At 62.7% G+C, this 18,591-nt stretch carries 17 protein-coding genes and 1 pseudogene; 7 read left to right on the top strand and 11 right to left on the bottom strand.

Features of this window, described 5'->3' with window-relative positions; all coding sequences use genetic code 11:
- Positions 1-76 precede the first annotated feature (76 nt).
- The 5 genes and pseudogenes from B0919_RS09085 to ispG all read right to left on the bottom strand — a co-directional run bounded on the left by B0919_RS09085 (position 77) and on the right by ispG (position 4,574).
- Positions 77-742, bottom strand: a complete 666-nt coding sequence (locus B0919_RS09085) for an HAD family hydrolase (RefSeq protein ID WP_078011916.1) — start codon at positions 740-742, stop codon at positions 77-79.
- Positions 743-1,089: 347 nt separating this feature from the next.
- Complete coding sequence (locus B0919_RS09080; RefSeq protein WP_078011915.1) at positions 1,090-1,740, bottom strand: HAD family hydrolase; 651 nt, start codon at positions 1,738-1,740, stop codon at positions 1,090-1,092.
- A gap of 117 nt (positions 1,741-1,857) precedes the next feature.
- A pseudogene (locus tag B0919_RS09075) lies at positions 1,858-2,070 on the bottom strand (GIY-YIG nuclease family protein); the annotation flags it as partial.
- Between the two features lie 99 nt (positions 2,071-2,169).
- Complete coding sequence (locus B0919_RS09070; RefSeq protein ID WP_078011913.1) at positions 2,170-2,487, bottom strand: hypothetical protein; 318 nt, start codon at positions 2,485-2,487, stop codon at positions 2,170-2,172.
- Positions 2,488-2,507: 20 nt separating this feature from the next.
- Complete coding sequence (gene ispG / locus B0919_RS09065) at positions 2,508-4,574, bottom strand: (E)-4-hydroxy-3-methylbut-2-enyl-diphosphate synthase (protein ID WP_078011912.1); 2,067 nt, start codon at positions 4,572-4,574, stop codon at positions 2,508-2,510.
- 265 nt (positions 4,575-4,839) lie between these two features.
- Between ispG and B0919_RS09060 the strand changes: the two genes are divergently transcribed.
- Positions 4,840-5,301, top strand: coding sequence for a hypothetical protein (locus tag B0919_RS09060; protein WP_078011911.1), 462 nt, complete (start codon positions 4,840-4,842; stop codon positions 5,299-5,301).
- Here the strand turns inward: B0919_RS09060 and B0919_RS09055 are convergent.
- From B0919_RS09055 to B0919_RS09045, 3 genes are all read right to left on the bottom strand, one after another.
- Entirely contained in the window at positions 5,282-5,938 is a 657-nt protein-coding gene (locus B0919_RS09055) for an NAD-dependent epimerase/dehydratase family protein (protein ID WP_078011910.1), read from the bottom strand. The two genes, B0919_RS09060 and B0919_RS09055, sit on opposite strands and share 20 nt — an antisense overlap.
- Before the next feature lie 69 nt (positions 5,939-6,007).
- A complete protein-coding gene (locus B0919_RS09050) occupies positions 6,008-6,718 on the bottom strand; it encodes a MarR family winged helix-turn-helix transcriptional regulator (protein WP_078011909.1) in 711 nt (236 codons plus the stop codon).
- Between the two features lie 176 nt (positions 6,719-6,894).
- Positions 6,895-7,869, bottom strand: a complete 975-nt coding sequence (locus B0919_RS09045) for an NAD(P)H-quinone oxidoreductase (protein WP_078011908.1) — start codon at positions 7,867-7,869, stop codon at positions 6,895-6,897.
- Between the two features lie 210 nt (positions 7,870-8,079).
- Between B0919_RS09045 and B0919_RS09040 the strand changes: the two genes are divergently transcribed.
- From B0919_RS09040 to B0919_RS09030, 3 genes are read left to right on the top strand one after another with little or no spacing between them, the layout of a single operon-like run.
- Positions 8,080-8,589 (top strand): hypothetical protein, encoded by a 510-nt coding sequence (locus tag B0919_RS09040; protein WP_078011907.1) that lies wholly within the window; start codon positions 8,080-8,082, stop codon positions 8,587-8,589.
- A gap of 40 nt (positions 8,590-8,629) precedes the next feature.
- A complete protein-coding gene (locus tag B0919_RS09035) occupies positions 8,630-9,130 on the top strand; it encodes a glycine-rich domain-containing protein (RefSeq protein WP_078011906.1) in 501 nt (166 codons plus the stop codon).
- Positions 9,130-9,933: a hypothetical protein gene (locus B0919_RS09030; RefSeq protein WP_078011905.1), complete on the top strand. Its 804-nt coding sequence runs from the start codon at positions 9,130-9,132 to the stop codon at positions 9,931-9,933. Before B0919_RS09035 ends, B0919_RS09030 begins: the two co-directional genes overlap by 1 nt.
- Before the next feature lie 180 nt (positions 9,934-10,113).
- On the opposite strand, the gene B0919_RS09025 is transcribed toward B0919_RS09030, so the two are convergent.
- Positions 10,114-12,300 carry a glutamine synthetase III gene (locus B0919_RS09025; RefSeq protein WP_078011904.1) on the bottom strand — a complete coding sequence of 729 codons (2,187 nt, stop codon included), beginning with the start codon at positions 12,298-12,300 and terminating at the stop codon, positions 10,114-10,116.
- Positions 12,301-12,560: 260 nt separating this feature from the next.
- Here B0919_RS09025 and B0919_RS09020 point away from each other — a divergent pair, with 260 nt between their 5' ends.
- The gene (locus B0919_RS09020; RefSeq protein ID WP_139362014.1) at positions 12,561-14,423 is read left to right on the top strand and encodes an LTA synthase family protein; all 1,863 of its coding nucleotides are present in this window, start codon (positions 12,561-12,563) and stop codon (positions 14,421-14,423) included.
- A 47-nt stretch (positions 14,424-14,470) separates the two neighbouring features.
- Positions 14,471-14,854, top strand: a complete 384-nt coding sequence (locus B0919_RS09015; protein ID WP_078011902.1) for a hypothetical protein — start codon at positions 14,471-14,473, stop codon at positions 14,852-14,854.
- On the opposite strand, the gene B0919_RS09010 is transcribed toward B0919_RS09015, so the two are convergent.
- On the bottom strand, positions 14,851-15,723 hold the full coding sequence (locus B0919_RS09010) for a pirin family protein (protein ID WP_176132943.1): 873 nt from the start codon (positions 15,721-15,723) through the stop codon (positions 14,851-14,853). The genes B0919_RS09015 and B0919_RS09010 overlap by 4 nt on opposite strands.
- A gap of 142 nt (positions 15,724-15,865) precedes the next feature.
- On the opposite strand from B0919_RS09010, the gene mtaB reads away from it, so the two are divergent.
- Entirely contained in the window at positions 15,866-17,215 is a 1,350-nt protein-coding gene (gene mtaB / locus B0919_RS09005) for a tRNA (N(6)-L-threonylcarbamoyladenosine(37)-C(2))-methylthiotransferase MtaB (RefSeq protein ID WP_078011900.1), read from the top strand.
- Positions 17,216-17,290: 75 nt separating this feature from the next.
- On the opposite strand, the gene B0919_RS24670 is transcribed toward mtaB, so the two are convergent.
- On the bottom strand, positions 17,291-17,914 hold the full coding sequence (locus tag B0919_RS24670; protein ID WP_139362013.1) for a helix-turn-helix transcriptional regulator: 624 nt from the start codon (positions 17,912-17,914) through the stop codon (positions 17,291-17,293).
- Positions 17,915-18,591: the final 677 nt, after the last annotated feature.

The raw sequence follows: 18,591 nt of genomic DNA, 5'->3' as shown, positions 1-18,591 counted from the left end.
GTATAGATACGCGGCCGCCCGAAAAGAGTGGGCGCGCCGCCCCACGGGCCCATTTGGCCCGGTGCCGCCGCAGCGCTTAGCTCCCCACCGGCAGCGCCAGAATGCTGGCGGCACTAAGCTCCCGCAGGTCCGCCACGATGTGGTCGGCGAAGTGCAGGTCTTGCCCGCCCGAATGCGCGCTGCGGTAGCCGACGCAATACATGCCCGCCGCCTTGGCCGCCGTCACGCCGTTGGCCGAGTCCTCGATGACCAGGCACGCTTGCGGGGGCATGCCGGCCAGCTCCGCCGCGCGCAGGAAAATGGCCGGGTTGGGCTTGGACTGCGGAAATTCCTCGCCGCTGACGCGGTTCTGGAAGTACGGGTACAGCTGGAAGCGGGTGAAGACGCGGTCAATCGTCTCGTGCGAGGCCGAGGACGCCAGTTGCAGCGGCACCCCGGCCTGGTAGAGGTCGAGCACCAGCTCCCGGGCGCCGGGCAGCAGCTCCAGGGTGGTATTGGCTTCGAAGGCCACGCCAAACAGCTCCCGCTTGCGCTGCACCAAGGCCGGCACCTCTTCCCGCAGGCCGTATTCCTGCTTGATGCGCTGGTACATGTTGCTGGTCGACGAGCCCAGGAACGTGGCGTACTCCGTATCGGAAATGCGCAGGCCCAGCTCGGCGAAGTGGCGGAAAAAAGCGTCGTGGTGCAGCGGCTCGGTGTCAACCAGCACGCCGTCCATATCAAAAATGACGGTGCGAATCATGCGCAAACGTTGGTGGAAAGCGCCGCAAAGGTAGCGCAACGCCGTTCTATCGCCCCGCCGCTTGGTTACCGGTGCCACCCCGAGGCGTTGCGGCGGGCCGGGGCGTACTTCACAAGTCGGTTTCTGCCCATCAAAACAGATCTGAGGTACCTCGCAAGGCTGTTTCTGCATGACAAAACACCCTTGCGGAGTACTACAAGGGTCTTCCTGCACGACAAAACAGGCTTGCAGAGTACTACAAGGCTCTGTCTGCACAACAAAACAGCCTTGCGGAGTACTACAAGCCTGTTTTGTCGTGCAGACAGAGCCTTTACGCCTTCGGCGGGCCCGAAGAGGCTGCGCCGGGGCTACAGCAGCTGCCGGAAAAACGCGTCGCGGAAGTCCGGGGCGAAGTGCACGACGTTGTCGAGGTAGTCGAATTCGGCCTCCTGGTGGGTGGTGGTCAGGATGACGCAGGGCATGCCGGCGTTGCGGGCGGCTTCGGCCCCCTTGGGCACGTCCTCAAACACCAGGCAATCTTTCGGCTCCACGCCCAGGCGGGCGGCGGCTTTGAGAAAGGTTTCGGGGTGCGGTTTGCTCTCCGTCACGTCGTCGGCGCTGACCACGGCCTGGATGTAGGGGCGGATGTCGAGCCCGTCGAGCACGAAATCGATGTTGAAGGGAATGGCCGCCGAGCCGATGGCCACCGGAATGCCGCGCTCCTTAGCCCCTTGCAGAAACTCCAGCAGCCCCGGTAGCAGTTGCAGGTGGGGCCGAAACTCGGCCTGGTACCGCTCCTCCTTCTGCCGCGACAGCCGCTCGATTTCGGCCGCCGTAAACCGCTCCGGCCCGAACATGCGCACCAGAAACTCCTGGTTTTTGCCGTACATCTGCGGCTTGAGCTCCTCCCAGGTAAACTGCCCGCCCAGCTCCTCGTTGAGCAGCCGGTGCCAGGCCGTGGTGTGGTAGTCCATGTCGTGAATCATGGTCCCGTTCAGGTCGAAGAGAAAGGCTTTCAATGTGGTTGGGGTTAGGTGGAGCAACTATGGAGGAGGAAATATCCTCCCGAACGTCATGCTGAGCTTGTCGAAGCATCTCTACCGCTTCGTTGGGGTCAGCCGGCCCAGGTTTCTAAATCAATAGGCTGGCTGCCATGTTGGATTGAGCGCGGCAATCAGCGCGTCTTTTTTCGCCCGTGTCCATCCTTTCAGCTGCTTTTCACGCGCTATGGTCTGGACGGCATCGGGGCATATTTCGAAGTACACCAGCAAGTCCGCCTGATACCGCCAGGTGAATTCTTCGGCGTCGCCCCATCCAGCACTGTGTTCGTACAGGCGACGCTTGAAGTCATTCGTGACGCCGCCAACGCCGTTTTGGGGCGTTGGCGGCGTGAACCTGCGGTTGCAATAAAGAACAGTTGCAGTTCGTAGTCGAACTAATTCGCAGCCTTACTCCCACTCAGTTAGCACTGTATGATCGACACCACAAAACTCAACTTGAATCTCGTGGAAGCCCTCCACATCAGTAATGCAAATTCCGCCAGCAGCTTCCAATTCGTTTCCTAAAGGCATAACAGCTTTCAGCCCAAGCGTCTGCATGCCAGGCCAGTTGGGCTGCTGCAAATGCGCACGGAACAGGGACTGATAATGGCCGAAATAAGCTGGAGCCGGTAACAGCTGACCACCTATCACGCCCATTGCCGCGTCAATGACTTGTGCTTCGCAGACGCCCAGGGGAACAGCACCCGCTAGTAGCTCGATCTTCATACCCTTGTAGCAGCAGTGCTCTACACCCCTACCGGCTCCTCCACCGCTACCGGCTCCACCCAGCGGCCGTCTTCGCGGATGAGGTTGATAAGCTCGTCGACGGCGGCTTCTTCGGGCACCGACTTCTTGATGACTTCCTGGCCGCGGTAGAGGGCAATTTTGCCCCGGCCCACGCCTACGTAGCCGTAGTCGGCGTCGGCCATTTCGCCGGGGCCGTTCACGATGCAGCCCATGATGCCGATTTTGACGCCCTTGAGGTGGTCGGTGCGGCGGCGGATCATGGCGGTGGTTTCGGGCAAATCGAACAGGGTACGGCCGCAGCTCGGGCAGCTGATGTACTCCGTCTTGCTCATGCGCGTGCGCGCCGCCTGCAGGATGCCGAAGCCGAGCTGGTTCAGCCCGTCGAGGCGCGCCAGCCAGGTGTTCTGGTCGGCGTCGGGCAGCTTTTCGGTGCTGAGCACCACCCCGTCGCCGAGGCCGTCGAGCAGCAGGCCGCCCACGTCGGTGGCGGCGTAGAGCTGGGTTTGCTCGGGCGCCTGCTCGGGGTACTGGCGGTTGATGATGACGGGGTTGGTCACGCCCAGGCTCATCAGCCGGAAGAAGGCCCGGCGGATTTCGGGCATGGCGTGGGCGTTGTCGGTGTGCAGGACGACAACGGCCGTGCGGTCCTGCCGCAGTTGCTCGATGGCGGCCGAGGTCAGCGTATCGAGCGAGTGGAAGACGAAGTTGGCTTCGGGGTGCTTGGCGGCGGCCACGGCGTACTCGCTGTGCGTGAGCACCGGGAAGTGGTCTTCGCGCTTGCCCGCGTCAATCCACGCGGAGTAATCGACCAGCTCCTTGAGGCCGTTGGGCAGCATGAACGGGATGGGGCGCTGGCCGCTGTAGATGTAGTCGGCGCCGAGGTCGTTCATCTGGAACTTGTCGAGGAAGGCCGAGTACAGGTGACCCACGCAGCGCAGGTCGTTGTACTCCACCTGCGGCAGGCGCGAAATGTCGGCCAGCACCCGCGGCACGTTCTGCCCACCGATGTTCAGCACCTCGTGCGTGGCGCGGCGGTGGTACTGGAACGGGTCGATCGGGATGAAGGAAGAAGCAGGAAGGATGCTTGAAGATTCGCTGTTGCCGTCTTCCTTCGTTATTTTTCCTTCGTCATTCCCCAGCGGGGCAATTGGCTTGGCTTCGGCCGCCCGGTTCGTGTACCGGTCAATGAGCATACGGGCCACGGGGGCTTCGGCTTCGGGCGGCTCGGTGAGGCTTACGCGCACGGTGTCGCCCAGGCCGTCTTCCAGCAGCGTACCAATGCCCACGGCCGACTTGATGCGGCCGTCCTCGGCTTCGCCGGCTTCGGTCACGCCCAGGTGCAGCGGGTAGGGCTGCAGGCCCTCGGCGGCCAGCTTCTGCACCAGCAGGCGGTAGGCCTGCACCATCACCTGCGTGTTCGAGGCCTTCATCGACAGCACCACGTCGTAGTAGCCCTCATCCTCGCAGATGCGCAGAAACTCCAGCGCCGATTCCACCATGCCCAGCGGCGTGTCGCCGTAGCGCGACAGAATGCGGTCCGACAACGAGCCGTGGTTGGTGCCGATGCGCATGGCCGTGCCGTACTGCTTGCAGATCTGCACCAGCGGCCGAAACCGTTCCCGGATGCGCTCAATCTCGCCCTGGTACTCCGCGTCGGTGTACTCGATGGTCTGGAATTTCTTCTTGTCGACGTAGTTGCCGGGGTTCACGCGCACTTTCTCCACGATGCGGGCGGCCAGCTCGGCGGCGTTGGGCGTGAAGTGGATGTCGGCGATGAGCGGCACCGAGCAGCCCCGGCGGCGCAGCTCCTTCTTGATTTCGAGCAGGTTCTGGGCCTCCTTCATGCTCGGCGCGGTGATGCGCACGTACTCGCAGCCGGCCTCCACCATGCGCAGCGTCTCCTCCACCGAGCCCATGGTGTCCATGGTGTCGACGGTGGTCATGCTCTGCACGCGGATGGGGTAATGCCCGCCCAGCGGCAGGTCGCCGATGTTGACGACGCGGGCCTCGCGGCGCTTGTATTCGGTCAGGCTGGGGCAGTAAATCTTGGATTCGGAGGTGCTCATGCGCGGGGTAACGTAGTCGGAGCCAAAACCACTTTGGGGGCGGCAAAGTTGCTCAGCGGGCAAAGGTACGAGGGTTGCGGGTGCTAGGAAATCCAAAGCTAGTTCCCCTCCTCCGCTGAGGAGGGGCTAGGGGTGGTTGAAAGGCTAGGGCTAGAAGTCTAATTCTAAAAGTTGTTCAACTAGTTGGTCAACCACCCCCAGCCCCTCCTCAGCGGAGGAGGGGAACTAGCCCTAACTTTAGAGCCGGTTTCGGCTAACTCATCCTATGCGCCCTCCTATCCAGCTCGACCCGCACACCGGCCACCTGCAGCTCGGCCCCTCGGCTTGCATCACCGATACCACCACGCCCGCCGACTTGCCGCATCTTTTCCCCGGTGCCACCATCACGCCCACCAACCTGGGCAACGGCTGGCAGCACTACCACGTGCGGCTGGAGCCGGCCGACTGGCTGGTCGTGGTGGTGCTGACGTTCATCGGCCGGTACCTTATTCAGTGGCAACTGGTATTCACGCAGGATACCGCACCCAAGCAGAACTGGGCCAACTGGAATGAGGAAGCCGAGCGGCAGCAGGCCATCCGCTACCAGCAGTGGCTCACGACGCAGCTGGGCCCGGAGCAGCGACAGTTCGACTGGGGCGAGGTGTGGGTGGGTTACGATGCCCGCAGCGGCAGTAGCAGCATTATGGCGCGCTACGGCGGCCCCGAGCCTACTCCCCGGCCCGCCTGAATACGTCTTCCAGCGTATCCACCTGCAGACCGGCTTCCTCGTCGAAGCTGGCGTTGATCATGGCTTTGGCCACCGTACGGCCGTGCACGGGGCGGTACTTGTGCAGGGCTGGAATAGCGCCCAGCAACGCGGCCGCCCCGATGCCGAGCTTTTCCAGCGGGCGGGCCTGCTGCCGGGGGCCGGCCAGCACGCCGGGCTGCAAAATGCGGATGCGCGCAAAGGCCAGACTTTTTACGTCGCGCTCCAGTTCGCCCTTCATGCGCGAGTAAAAGATGCGCGACTCCGGATCGGCCGACACCGACGACACCAGCACGTAGGTATCCGAGCCGTTGCGCGCCGCGGCCTCGGCGGTTTGGAGCTGGTAGGTGTAATCGACGCGGTACTGCGCCTCCTGGCTGCCGGCCTGCTTCAGGGTGGTACCCAAGGTCGAAAACAGCACGTCGCCCTGCAGCAGGTCCTGCCACTCCGAGGGTTTGTCGAAGTCCACGATGTGCTCTTCGAGCTTGTCCGGATTGTGGTAGCCGGTGGGCCGGCGCGTAAAAACTTTGATGCGCTCGAAGCGTGGGTCGGTCAGCAGCTGGCGCAGCAGGTAGTCGCCCACCAGGCCGGTGGCACCGATTACAAGGGCAGTTTTCATGGCAGCGGAGGTGTGGTTTTGGAACGGGCGCAGCCGTCTGCGCCGCGTTATTCTACCTCCCGTACCGCTTTAGAGTTGCTTGGCGACCGGGGCCAGGGCCTGAGCCGTGGCCTCCGGGTAGGGCAACCACTGCTCCAGCAGTTCCTCGAAGCTCTCGGGCCGCGGGGCCAGAAAGATGGGCAGGTGAAACTTGTCGAGGCGCTGCAGCAGGTACAGCAGTTGCTGACGCTCCTCCGGGTTCAGGTCGCCCACTACCATGTGCGAAGCCTGCATCATGCGGCTGATTACCCAGCCCAGCACCTCGCGGCCGGCTGCCGTCACGGTCAGCTGCTTGCGGCGGCGGTCGGTGGTGTGCGCTTGCTCGGCAATAAGGCCGTTGGCCAGCAGCCGCTTAATGACCTCCGTGCCCGACGCTTTTTCGTGGATGTTCAGGGTAATCAGCTCGGTTTTGCTCAGGGGCTGTTTGCGGTGCAGGCTGGCCAGGTACGCAAAATCGTCGATGGTGAGCAGCGGCGAGCCGGCCAGGGCGAGGCGGCTGTATACGCGGGCGTAGCGGTTCATAAACACCACCAGCTTGCTGATTTGCACTTCCACCGTCTCGTGCGAGCGGTGCACTTCATCGGGAACGGGCGTCGACGCAGCGGCCGGCACCGTAGCCATCCGGGCATGCAGCCAAGTGGCGAACTGGGGCAGGTCGGCGGGGGTGCCGTGGCTGGCTTGCTGGTGTTGCTCAAAGGCTTCGACCTGCTCGAGCAACTGCTTCAGCAACGAATAATCCATGGCTGTACTAATAAAACTGCAACGGCAGCTGGGCGGCAACTGCGTTGGGTGAAGGGCTCGGCGCACCGCGCCCTGTAAGCTGGAGCGTACGGCCTCAGGCCGCCCGCGTTTTCATTTTGGCAAATAAAAAATCGTGCTCAGGCATCAGCTGAGCCCGGTTTCGGGCGGCGCGCGTGCTAGCGGTTTACCCGCAGCACGATTTTGCCGATGTGGGCGCTGCTTTCCATCAGTCGGTGGGCCAGCTCGGCCTCCTGGAGTGCAAACTTGCGAAATAACACCGGCTTAAACTGCTTGTTCACCAGCAGCGGCCAGACGTGCCGCTCCACCTCCGCCGCCAGCGCAGCCTTAAAGTCGGCCGAGCGCGGCCGCAGCGTGCTGCCCGTAATGGTCAGGCGCCGCCGCATCACCTCCAGCGCGTTGAACTCGGCCCTGGCCCCCTGCATGGCGTTGACGAACACCAACCGGCCGTCGTCTTTGAGCAGGTTCAGGTTTTTAGCCGTGTAGTCGCCCCCAATCATGTCCAGCACCACGTCCACGCCCTGGGCCTGCAGTTCGGCCTCGAAATCCTCGGTGCGGTAGTTGAAGCAGCGCGCAGCTCCCAAGGCTTCGCAGGTGCGGCATTTTTCGTCGGAACCCGCTGTGGCGTACACCGCCGAGCCCAGCAGCCGCGCCAGTTGAATGGCCGTCACGCCGATGCCGCTGCCGCCGCCGTGCACCAGCAGCGTCTCGCCGGGCTGCAGGCCGCCGCGCTGAAACACGTTGTGCCACACGGTAAACACCGTTTCGGGCAGCGAGGCAGCCTCCGACATGCGCCAGCCCGCCGGTATCGGCAGGCAATGGCGGGCGTCCACCGCGGCATAATCGGCGTAGCCGCCTGCCGCGAGCAGGGCGCACACTTCGTCGCCTACCTGCCAGCGGCTCACCGCCGCGCCCACTTCGGTTATCACACCGGCTATTTCCAGGCCGGGCACCGAGCCCGTTACGTCGCCGGCGCCGCCGTACTTTCCCTGCCGCAGCAGCACGTCGGGCCGATTGACACCGGCGGCCAGCACCTGCACCAGCACCTGATGCGGTTCGGGGCGCGGCGCGTCGCGGTGTTCGAGCTGCAAAACTTCGGGCCCGCCGGGCCGGCTGATAATGATGGCGTGCATGCTAGGTAACGTAGTAGGTAGGGGCGCTTAGCGGCCTGGACCACCGTCGGCAGCAGCCAATGGCCGCAGCGTGAACGGGGGTACATAGCCGTGTTGCAATAAAGGAAATCTGCGCCCTTCATACGCCCGCAGGCCCTGCAGCGGCTGATTTTTTCGCCTGTCGGGCCCTGTTCACCACCTTTCTCCGGGTTTTGCGTTTCTTGGCAGCGTATGAAAGCCCCGTCCATCTTCCCTACCCTGCTCGACTCGGCCCGCGCCCTGGGGCTACGCGCCTGGCAAACCGGCCCGCTGTTTCGCAAGGCCTTCCGTACGGCTGCCGAATCGGTGCAGGAAGTGCTACGCGCCGAGGTGCAGAAGGGCAACGCCAAACTGGTGGCCGACTTTCTGACCGACAAAGCCGCCCCGGCCGTGAAGGCCCTGCTGCTGGAGCGCATGTCGGTGCGGCTGCTGGCCCGGCTGGGCCTGCGCGGCGTCTTGGCCTCGAACGTGGTGGGCTGGATTCTGCCTTTCGTGGTGGAGAAAATTGTGCGGGCCGTGCTCCAGACCGAAGCCGCCGCCCGCCTGCAGCAGCACCCCACGGTAACCAACGTGCGCCACACCCTGGACGAGCTAAAAAACCGCCTGCGCCGGGCCGTCATGCCGGATTTCGGCTCCCGGGCCGAAGTGCTCGAGCACGACCTGCCGGAGCTTCCCGCCGCTGCAACGTCCGGCACGCCGTAGCGTACAAAGCTCGTCCGTTCACCCGCCGCTCATCCGCCTCATGCGCCCCGACTACCTCGCGCTCTGGCAGAAAATCGAGGCTTTCGAGCTCGATGACCCGCACGCGGCCCTGACATTTACTGACCGCCTGGCCCGCGAAAACGGCTGGTCGCTGGCCTACAGCCTGCGCGCCGTGTACGAGTACAAGCGCTTTATGCTGCTGCTCTGCGTGGCCGAGCACCCGCTCACACCCTCCGACCAAGTCGACCAGGTGTGGCACCTGCACCTGCTCTACACGCGCTCTTACTGGGAAGAATTCTGCCCTCACGTGCTTGGGCGCTCCATTCACCACGGCCCCACCCGCGGCGGCAACCAGCAGCGGGAACAGTTTACCGACTGGTATGCCCGCACGAAGGTGCTGTACCAGGTCGTTTTCGGCCACGCCCCACCCGCCGACATCTGGCCCGACGGCGCCGATCGGTTCGGCGACATCAACTTCCGGCGCGTCAACCTCGACCGCTACTGGCTGCTGCCCAAATTTCGCTTCTTCCGTCTTTTCTGATGCAGCTGGCCCGTCTTGCCCCCGCCGAAATCATTGTCCTGCAGCGAATTTACGAGGCACCCGTGCGCCACATGCTGCGCCTGACCTTCGCCGACCTCATCCTGCGCGACGTGCTCCGCCTGGAGCACCGTCCGTTTCAGGCCCGGCCGCAGGACGCCCCCATCGACTGCTACTACGTGCGCTCCGGCGACGCCTGGGGCAACGAACCAGCGCGGCCCCACGAGGTGCCGCTGCTGCGCCCCTTACCGCCTGGCCGGCAAATGATTCTGCTGCGCAATTACGTGGCGGTGCTGCTCGAACAGGTGCCGCCGGCCCACCAGTACCGGCTGCTGGTAACGGAAAGCCCAGGCCTGCGCGGCTGCGTGCTGCGCAACGCCTGGCACAAGCTTTGGCAGTCGTTTGCGCTGACCCCGACGGGCCTGAACCTGCTCTCCACCGTGGGCGCCGAGCTGGCCCAGCTGCCACGCGGGCCCCGGGCCGAGCCACTGCTGGGTAGCCTGCACGGCAAGGCCTTGTTGCTGGGCGCCCCGCTGCCCTTCGCGCTGCGCCTGTTCGACGACGAGCTGCTGCGCATTCTAGGCCTGCGCCGGGGGCAGCTAGCGGCAGCCGGCCCCGACAGCGGCGGCAGCCTGGATGCGGACAGCAGCGAAGGCAGCGACTTTGGCGGCTCGGATTTCGGGGGCGGCCACTCGGGCGGTGGCGGTGCCAGCGGCGACTTCGGCGGCGACAGTGGCTGCTCCTCGGGTTGCTCCGGCTGCAGCAGTAGCGGGTGCAGCGGCTGCGGTGGTTGCGGCGGCGACTAGCATAACAGCAAAGCCCGGCCATCCGTGGAGGACAACCAGGCTTTGGTAATTGGCAGCCAAAACCGCCTAAAAATGAAAAAACCCGCCGGCTCCCGCACTTGCTGCGGGGCCAACGGGCTTAGTGGCGAACCGGTCGAACTGCATTCCCACCCGAATTCGAACCGGTTGCACCGGCGGCTGCTAATGCAAGAAGAGCAGCTCGCGGTATTTTACTAGGGGCCAATCTTCGTCGGCCACTAGAAGTTCCAATTTGTCAACTTGCCGACGAATAACGTCGAACAGCGGACGAATATTTGCGCCGTAGGCCAGGGCCCGCTCGCGCGTGTCCTCCAGCTTGTTGGCTTTTTTCCGTTCGTCTATCATCTCGCCCACCGTGGTCTTGATGGTCGCGATGCGCCGCGAAATTTCCTTGATGGAGTCCACAGTTACCTGCGAGTACTCGTCATCCAGGCCTAGTTCGCGCAAGCCGCGCACGTTTTGCACAAGCTTGTTTTGGTACGCTACCGCCGTGGGAATGATATGGTTGACTGCCAAATCACCCATCACGCGGCTTTCGATCTGCACCCGCTTGATGTAGTCCTCCAGGAGGATTTCGTGGCGGGCGTGCAGTTCGACGTGCGAATATATGCCCAAACGCGCGAATAATTGCGAAGCCGGCTCGGTAACAAAGGCGTCGAGGGCCGGCGGCGTGGTCGGCACGTTCGACAAACCGCGGCTGGCGGCCTCTTCCTTCCACTCATCCGAGTAGCCGTTGCCCTCGAAGCGGATGGCTTTCGAATCAATCACGTACTGGCGCAGCACGTCGATGATGGCCATTTCTTTTTTGCGGCCGCCGTCGATCAAGGCATCTACTTCCTTGCGGAACACGTCCAGCTGGTCGGCCACGATGGCGTTGAGCACGGTCATGGCCGAGGAGCAGTTGGCCGACGAGCCCACGGCGCGGAACTCGAACTTGTTGCCGGTGAAGGCGAAGGGCGAGGTGCGGTTGCGGTCGGTGTTGTCGAGCAGGATGGGCGGAATCTTGTCGATGCCCAGCTTCAGGTACAGGTTGTCGCCCTTGTCGAGCGGCAGCTTGGCGTTGCGCTCCAGCTCGTCGAGCACTTCGGAGAGCTGCTTGCCCACGAATACCGACATGATGGCCGGCGGCGCTTCGTTGGCGCCCAGGCGGTGGTCGTTCGAGGCCGAGGCAATGGAGGCGCGCAGCAGGTCGGCGTGCGTGTGCACGGCCTTCACCGTATTAATGAAGAAGGTGAGGAACTGCAGGTTTTCCTTGGGCTTGCGGCCGGGCGAGAACAGGTTCACGCCGGAGTCGGTGCTCATTGCCCAGTTGTTGTGCTTGCCCGAGCCGTTGACGCCCGCGAAGGGCTTCTCGTGCAGCAGCACTTTCAGGTCGTGCTTGTCGGCCACCTTGTCCATGATGTCCATCAGGAGCTGGTTGTGGTCGATGGCCAGGTTGGCGTCCTCGAAGGTGGGGGCGCACTCAAACTGGTGCGGGGCCACTTCGTTGTGGCGGGTGCGCAGCGGGATGCCCAGCTTGTTGGCTTCTTCCTCGAACTCGAGCATGAAGGCGTGGAAGCGGGGCGGAATCGAGCCGAAGTAGTGGTCTTCGAGCTGCTGGCCCTTGGCCGGGGCGTGGCCAAACAGCGTGCGGCCGGTCATCAGCAGGTCGGGGCGGGCCGAGTACAGGGCCTTGTCGACCAGGAAGTACTCCTGCTCGATGCCCAGCGTGGTGTTTACGCGCTGTACGTCCTTGTCGAAGTACTGGCAGATGGGCAGGGCGGCGCGCTCCAGGGCGGCCAGCGACTTCAGCAGCGGGGCTTTGTAGTCAAGGGCCTCGCCGGTGTAAGCCACGAAGATGGTCGGAATGCACAGCGTCTTGGCACCGGCCGTTTCCAGGATGAAGGCGGGGGAAGTCGGGTCCCAGGCGGTGTAGCCGCGGGCCTCGAAGGTGTTGCGGATGCCGCCGTTGGGGAACGACGAGGCATCGGGCTCCTGCTGCACCAGCGCCGAACCTTTGAAGTTCTCGATGGGGCGGCCGTCGGAGTTCAGGTCGAAGAAGGAGTCGTGCTTTTCGGCGGTGGCGCCGGTCAGCGGCTGGAACCAGTGCGTGTAGTGCGTGGCGCCTTTGCTCATGGCCCAGGTCTTCATGGCCCCGGCTACGGCGTCGGCCACGCTGCGCTCCACGGGCTGGCCCTGCTTGATGGCTGACTGGAGCTTCTTGAAATAGTCGCCCGACATGGTGGCGCGCATGGCCTCCAGGTTGAACACGTTGCGACCGAAAGACTCCGAACGGCGTTCGGAGGACGCGACCGGCACAGGGGTGCGCTGGTCGACCAGATTCAAAGCACGAAAACGGAGGGTTGCCACGAAGCGGGAAAGGTGAGGTAGAAAAGCGGGGAAACTGCTTTTGATAGGGCCAAAGGTAGAAGCGAAAGTTATTTTTCACAAACACCCCCTACTTTTTTGCAGGCTTTTTTGACCAACTAACCATTTTTATCGGACATACCCCCTAAAATACCTGCCTATTTCCCGAAACCCCGGCTGTTATTCACTTCTCTTAGCTCCTACTAGTAGCATACACCGAAGCTAAACGTCACCCGTTACCTTTGCGGCTTCGCACCCCGCCCGTGAGAAACCGCTTTTATTTCCAGCCACGCTATTTCTTGTACTGGCTGCTGCTGTTCGCTCTGGGGCGAGCCGCGTTTTTACTGTACCATTGGTCACACACCGCCACGTTATCGGCGGGCGCCCTGGTTCGCACCTTCTTATACGGAGCCCGGCTTGATGGCTCGGCAGCGGCCTACCTATGCCTGCCGGTTTTTCTGCTGCTAACGGCGGCGGGCTGGTTTCCGCGCTGGCGGGCCACTCGTCCGCTGGCCATTTACACCGCTATTGCCGGCACCGTGGTAGCCCTGCTGAGCACGGCGGATCTGGAGCTGTACCGGGCCTGGGGCTTCCGGCTCGATAGCACGCCGCTGCAGTACCTGAACACGCCCACGGAGATGATGGCCTCGGCCGGCTCCGCGCCGCTGCTGCTGCTCGGGCTGGTTTTCATACTGCTGATGGGAATAGGCGTAGCGCTGTACCGCTGGCTGCTCACGCCGCTGCCCATGCAACCGCCGGGCTTCGGCCGGCTACGGGCGTTTGTGGTGGGGGTGCTGTACATGGCCCTGCTGGTGGTGCCGCTGCGCGGGGGCGTGCAGCAGATTCCCGTCAACCAAAGCGACGTGTACTTCTCCCCTTCGCAGCCCTTTGCCAACCACGCGGCCATCAATGTGCCGTGGAACGTGGTGCAGTCGTTGCCGCTGGGCGAAATGCGCCAGAACCCTTACGATTACCTGCCCGACAGCACCGCCCGGCGCGCGGTGGCGCAGCTGTACCTGCCCGCGCCCAATCCGGCGCCGCTGCAGCTGCTGCGCACGCCCCGCCCCAACGTGCTTTTTATCATCTTGGAAAGCTTTACGGCCAAGCTGGTAGGCCACCTCGGCGGTGAAGAAGGCGTCACACCTACGCTCGACAGTTTGGCCCGCACGGGCGTGTCGTTCGATAACCTATACGCCAGTGGCGACCGTAGCCAAAAGGGCATTGTGGCCCTGCTCAGCGGCTACCCCAACCAGCCCGCCACCAGCATTATTAAGTATCCGCGCAAAACCCAGAGCCTGCCGAACCTGGCCCACACGTTCGGCCGCCACGGGTACCACTCGGCCTTTTATTACGGTGGCGAGCTGGCCTTTGCCAACATGAAATCCTACCTGCTGGCCGGCGGCTACCAGCGCCTGGTGGATCGGCAGGACTTCGCGCAGCGCGACCAGAACTCCAAGTGGGGGGCCCACGACCACGTGCTGCTGGGCCGGCTGCTGCGCGACCTGCGCCACGAACGTGCCCCCTTCTTCGTCACCGCCTTTACGCTCAGCAGCCACGAGCCCTTCGACGTGCCCATGCGGCCGCGCTTCCCCGGCCGCGACGAGGAAGCCCAGTTCCGCAACTCCGTAGCCTACACCGACCACGCCTTGGGCCAGTTTCTGGCTCAGGCCCGGCAGGAAGCATGGTGGCCCAACACGCTGGTGGTGCTCGTGGCCGATCACGGCCACCCGCTGCCGCACTGGTCGGCCGTGCACGACCCGGTCAAGTTTCACATTCCCTTAGTGCTGACCGGCGGGGCGCTTGCACCCGACGCGGCGGGCCGGACCATCAAGAATTTTGGCAGCCAGACGGATGTGGCAGCCACCCTACTGACGCAGTTGGGCATGCCCGCGCAGGAGTACGTGTGGAGCCGCAACCTGCTGGCCCCGCCCCCGGCGGCCTCGCCGGGCGGCTTTGCGTTCTACTGCTTCACCGATGGTTTCGGCATGATCACGCCGCGCGGGGTGGTGATGATGGACAACGTGGGGCGGCAGCTGATCGGGCGCGCCGCCACGGTGCCCGATCAGCAGATGCAGCAGGGCGAAGCGTACCAGCAGGAATCCTTCGCCGACTTTCTGCGGCGCTAAAGCCGTCGACCGCCCGCTTGCGTAGGATGAGCGTCATTCCTTTGCCGATGCCCCAGCTGCTTTTCATCTACAACGCCTCGGCCGGCCTGGGGCATGCCATCCTCGATTCGCTGCACAAAGTGGTGTCGCCGGGGACCTACCCGTGTCACTTGTGCGGGCTAACCTACGGGCTGACCAGCATGCGGCCCGAGTGGAAGGCGTTTCTGCGGACGCTGCCCCTGCCGACGCGCTTCCTCTACCGCGAAGACCTACCCGAGAAGTACCCGGCACTGGTAAGTCAGCCGTTGCCGGCTATTTTCCTTGAGGACGACATGGGCCACACTACTCCGCTCATCACCGCAGCCGACATGGAGCCGCTGGACCTGCCTGGGCTAACTGGCTTGCTGCACCAGCGCCTGGCCGCGGCCCTACCGGTTCCGCCGGCCGGTTAGCGTGTTTCGCTTTCGAGCAGCATACCCATCCGGCCCATCTGATAGTCCCGCACGGCTTCCATGAGCTGGGTTGTGGTGTTCATCACGAAGGGTCCCTGGCGTGCCACGGGCTCAGCCAACGGTGCGGCCGCGCCCAGCAGTAGCAGCGCATCGGTAGCCGCGGCAATGACTACGTCGGTACCATCGGTGGCCAGCGGCACCAGCGTGCGGCCACTCGCCGCGTGGCCGTTGACGGTGACCTCGCCACGCAGCACATATAGTAAAGTATGGTGCGCAGCCTCTACGGTCCAGCGGTACTCGCCGGCGACCTGTAGGCGTAATACTCCCAACCGCACCGGGCTTAGCGGCCGGGCGGGGCCCGCCGCCCCGGGCCACTGCCCGGCAATGACGGTGAGTTCCGCGCGGCCCCCGGCGGAGGTTAGCCGGGGCAATACGTCGGCCGGCAGCCCCTGGTAAGCGGGCTGCTCCATCTTCAGCCGGGCGGGCAGGTTGAGCCACAGTTGCAGCAGCTCCAGCTCGCCGCCGGTTTCGCGCAACTCGCGCGGTAGGTTTTCGGCGTGAATAATTCCACGGGCGGCCGTCATCCACTGCACGCCGCCTGCTCCTACTACCTGCCGGTTGCCGCGGCTGTCGTGGTGCAGCACCGCGCCGGCCAGCACAATGGTAACGGTGGCAAAGCCTCGGTGCGGGTGCGGCCCGAAGGGCAGCCCGGCGTTGTATGGCTCCAGCACGACGGGCCCGATGTGGTCGAGCAACAGAAAAGGGTCGATTTGGTCGAGCCCGCCAGCGGGCAGGGCGTGGAAGATGGGTAGGCCGTCCGCATCCGCAGCGCGGGCGGTAACGGCAGGCAGTGGCGTGCGCAGGGACATCGGGCAGTAACGTGAGGCGGCGAAAGTTAGCAGGTGAGGCTGCATTGAGCGGACGCAGTGGCTGAACCGGGCGGCCGCTTATTGGTTCTACTCTCCTTATTGGAACCACCTGCCCGCCCGGTGTTGTATCTTTGCCGATCCTATGAACACGCGCACCGTTGCCTTTTACACGCTGGGCTGCAAGCTCAATTTCTCCGAAACCTCGGCCCTGGGCCGACAATTCGAGGAACGCGGCTTCGAGAAAGTAGCCTTCGAGCAAGGCGCCGACGTTTACGTCATCAACACTTGCTCCGTCACCGACCACGCCGACCGCAAATGCCGGAAGGTGGTGCAGCAAGCCCTTAAGCACAACCCCGAAGCCTACGTCACCATCGTAGGCTGCTACGCGCAGCTGAAGCCGCAGGAAATTGCGGAAATTCCCGGCGTGCACGCCGTGCTGGGGGCCGCCGAGAAATTCCGCCTCGCCGAAATTCTCGACGAAACCGCTTTCCGCAAACCCCTCGCCGGGCAGCCTGGGCAGGTATTTGCCTCGCCTATTTCCGAGGCCACCGAGTTTCACGCCGCCCACAGCTTCGGCGACCGGACGCGCACTTTTCTCAAGGTACAGGACGGCTGCGACTACTCCTGCTCCTTTTGCACCATCCCGCTGGCCCGCGGCCACAGCCGCTCCGGCTCGGTGCAAAGCGTAGTCGAGCGCGTGCAGCGTTTGGCCAGTACCGGCGTTAAGGAAATCGTGCTGACGGGCGTAAACCTGGGTGACTTCGGCCTGCAAGGCCCGGAGCGGAAGCGCGTAGAAACGTTTACCGATTTGGTAAAGTCACTGGATGAAGCCGAAGGCATTCAGCGCTTTCGCATCAGCAGCTGCGAGCCGAACCTGCTCACCGACGATATTATCCGGACAGTTGCGCAGTCGCAACGCTTCATGCCGCACTTTCACATCCCGCTGCAGTCGGGCTCCAACAAGATCCTAGGCCTGATGCGCCGCCGCTACCGCCGCGAGCTGTACCAGGAGCGCGTAGCGCTGATCAAAGAAGTTATGCCCCACGCTTGCATCGGAGTCGACGTTATCGTGGGATTTCCCGGCGAAACGGAAGCTGACTTTCTCGACACATACCAGTTTCTGAACGAGCTGCCCATCTCCTATCTGCACGTCTTCCCTTACTCCGAGCGCGACAACACGCTAGCCCCGACTCTGCCCGGGCGGGTGCAGGACCGCGTGCGCCACGAGCGGACGACGCAGCTGCGCAGCCTGTCGGAAAAGAAAAAGCGTTTTTTCTACGAGCAACACGTGGGCCTCGAAACCGAAGTGCTGTTCGAAGACGACCTCGGTCCCGACGGCCGCATGGAAGGCTTCACGCCGAACTACATTCGTGTGGCGGCTAAGTACGATCCGCTGCTGGTGGGTGAGCTGAAGAAACTGCGCCTGATGGCCGTCAACCCTGCTGGCCTGATGGAAGCTGAAGAATTGGGCCTCGAGGTACTAACGCATTAGGCAACATTCGCCGCGCCCCAACGCCAAGGGCCCGCCAGCGCTGTGCTGACGGGCCCTTGGCGTTGGGGCGTTGCTCTATTTGGTTTGGCGTAGCAGCTCTACCATTTGCTGCAGCATCTTTTGCTGTTCCAGTAGGTGCTGATTGCGCATATCTGCCAGCGCCAACTGGTGCTGTAGCTGCTGAGCATACAGGGCAGCTTCCCAGCCAGGGGCTGGGGCAGGCGCAGGTGCCGGGGCCACTGAAACGGGAGCCTGCAATACAGGAGGCGCTACAGCAACAGGTGGGACGACTGCATCAGGCACCGATGTAGAGGCGGGTTCGGCTGCGACAGCACTGGTACGCTCGGTTGGAGCCACTGGCTCAGTAGCTACGGTAACTGGGTCATCACCTTTTTGCAGTGGTGTAACTTGAGTACTCTGAGCTGTTTCAGGCTCAACAGGCACTTGTCCATATGGAAACATTGATCCATTCCCCTGCAACAACCAGTCTTTAGATACATTTGGATATACTTCAAATACTTTACACAAAAGATCAAACCCGGGCTTATTCCTTTCTTCGACTATATGCTGGATAACAGTTGCTGTTTTGTCCAAAGAAAGTGCAAAGGCATTTTTAGACATGCCTAGTGCCTGAATCAGTTGGGTAAACCGCTGTCCTACCGTTTGCTGAACTGCCATCTTCAAATAAAATTTGCCCAAATGTAATATAAAAATTTGTTACAACCACTTATCAGCATTTTCTGAGCCGATTTGCTAGTGCTAGTGGCTGCAACAACAGCCTTTATGCCAGCTATCCGAATCGTGCACGAAAGGTGTATCAGATACGGATTCAAGGCTCTGCGACGCTTGCTACTAAAGCGAAAATGCTTGCGGCGTCAGTTCAAACTATTATAAGTTCACCTCCTACCTACCCCGCAAGTATATCCACCGGTTCAGCCTCGGGTAGGCCTCATGTGCCAAGGCAATTGATGCTGTATAGCAAGGCTATCTAATCGATGGTTTCAAAGTCCAGTGATAGGCCCTCCACAGGTGTCAACTCACGACAGCTTGTGCAGGAGGATATGACTGCAGATCAGCCAGAGCCCTGTTTCACGCAGATCGAACTTCAGGAAATAAATATGCAGCTAGTTTAGCCCGCAGAAATAGGCCATAAGCTCCTCCGACAGCAGCAAGCCTTGATTCAGCAGCACGGCATATTCGCAGCCGATAGAGCCTGCTCCGGCTGCCAATACGCAGTTTTTTGCCGTAGCATCAATTCCCCTACGCCACCTGCTCCGGTTGACGCTGCCGGCCGACCTTTTGCATCGACGATGCACGCTTGAATACGCCGTAACATCCAACGATTCCGCGAACAGTCCCGCCCCTACTTACGTCTG

The organism is Hymenobacter sp. CRA2, from assembly GCF_002007105.1.
Classification (GTDB): Bacteria; Bacteroidota; Bacteroidia; order Cytophagales; family Hymenobacteraceae; genus Solirubrum.
This window is presented reverse-complemented; position numbering and strand designations above follow the sequence as displayed.

Excerpts from the sequence above, each read along its gene's own strand:
- B0919_RS09085 (WP_078011916.1), bottom strand. The coding sequence starts at position 742 with ATGATTCGCACCGTCATTTTTGATATGGACGGCGTGCTGGTTGACACC.
- B0919_RS09070 (WP_078011913.1), bottom strand. The coding sequence starts at position 2,487 with ATGAAGATCGAGCTACTAGCGGGTGCTGTTCCCCTGGGCGTCTGCGAA.
- ispG (WP_078011912.1), bottom strand. The coding sequence starts at position 4,574 with ATGAGCACCTCCGAATCCAAGATTTACTGCCCCAGCCTGACCGAATAC.
- B0919_RS09060 (WP_078011911.1), top strand. The coding sequence starts at position 4,840 with ATGCGCCCTCCTATCCAGCTCGACCCGCACACCGGCCACCTGCAGCTC.
- B0919_RS09055 (WP_078011910.1), bottom strand. The coding sequence starts at position 5,938 with ATGAAAACTGCCCTTGTAATCGGTGCCACCGGCCTGGTGGGCGACTAC.
- B0919_RS09050 (WP_078011909.1), bottom strand. The coding sequence starts at position 6,718 with ATGGATTATTCGTTGCTGAAGCAGTTGCTCGAGCAGGTCGAAGCCTTT.
- B0919_RS09045 (WP_078011908.1), bottom strand. The coding sequence starts at position 7,869 with ATGCACGCCATCATTATCAGCCGGCCCGGCGGGCCCGAAGTTTTGCAG.
- B0919_RS09040 (WP_078011907.1), top strand. The coding sequence starts at position 8,080 with ATGAAAGCCCCGTCCATCTTCCCTACCCTGCTCGACTCGGCCCGCGCC.
- B0919_RS09035 (WP_078011906.1), top strand. The coding sequence starts at position 8,630 with ATGCGCCCCGACTACCTCGCGCTCTGGCAGAAAATCGAGGCTTTCGAG.
- B0919_RS09030 (WP_078011905.1), top strand. The coding sequence starts at position 9,130 with ATGCAGCTGGCCCGTCTTGCCCCCGCCGAAATCATTGTCCTGCAGCGA.
- B0919_RS09015 (WP_078011902.1), top strand. The coding sequence starts at position 14,471 with ATGCCCCAGCTGCTTTTCATCTACAACGCCTCGGCCGGCCTGGGGCAT.
- B0919_RS09010 (WP_176132943.1), bottom strand. The coding sequence starts at position 15,723 with ATGTCCCTGCGCACGCCACTGCCTGCCGTTACCGCCCGCGCTGCGGAT.
- mtaB (WP_078011900.1), top strand. The coding sequence starts at position 15,866 with ATGAACACGCGCACCGTTGCCTTTTACACGCTGGGCTGCAAGCTCAAT.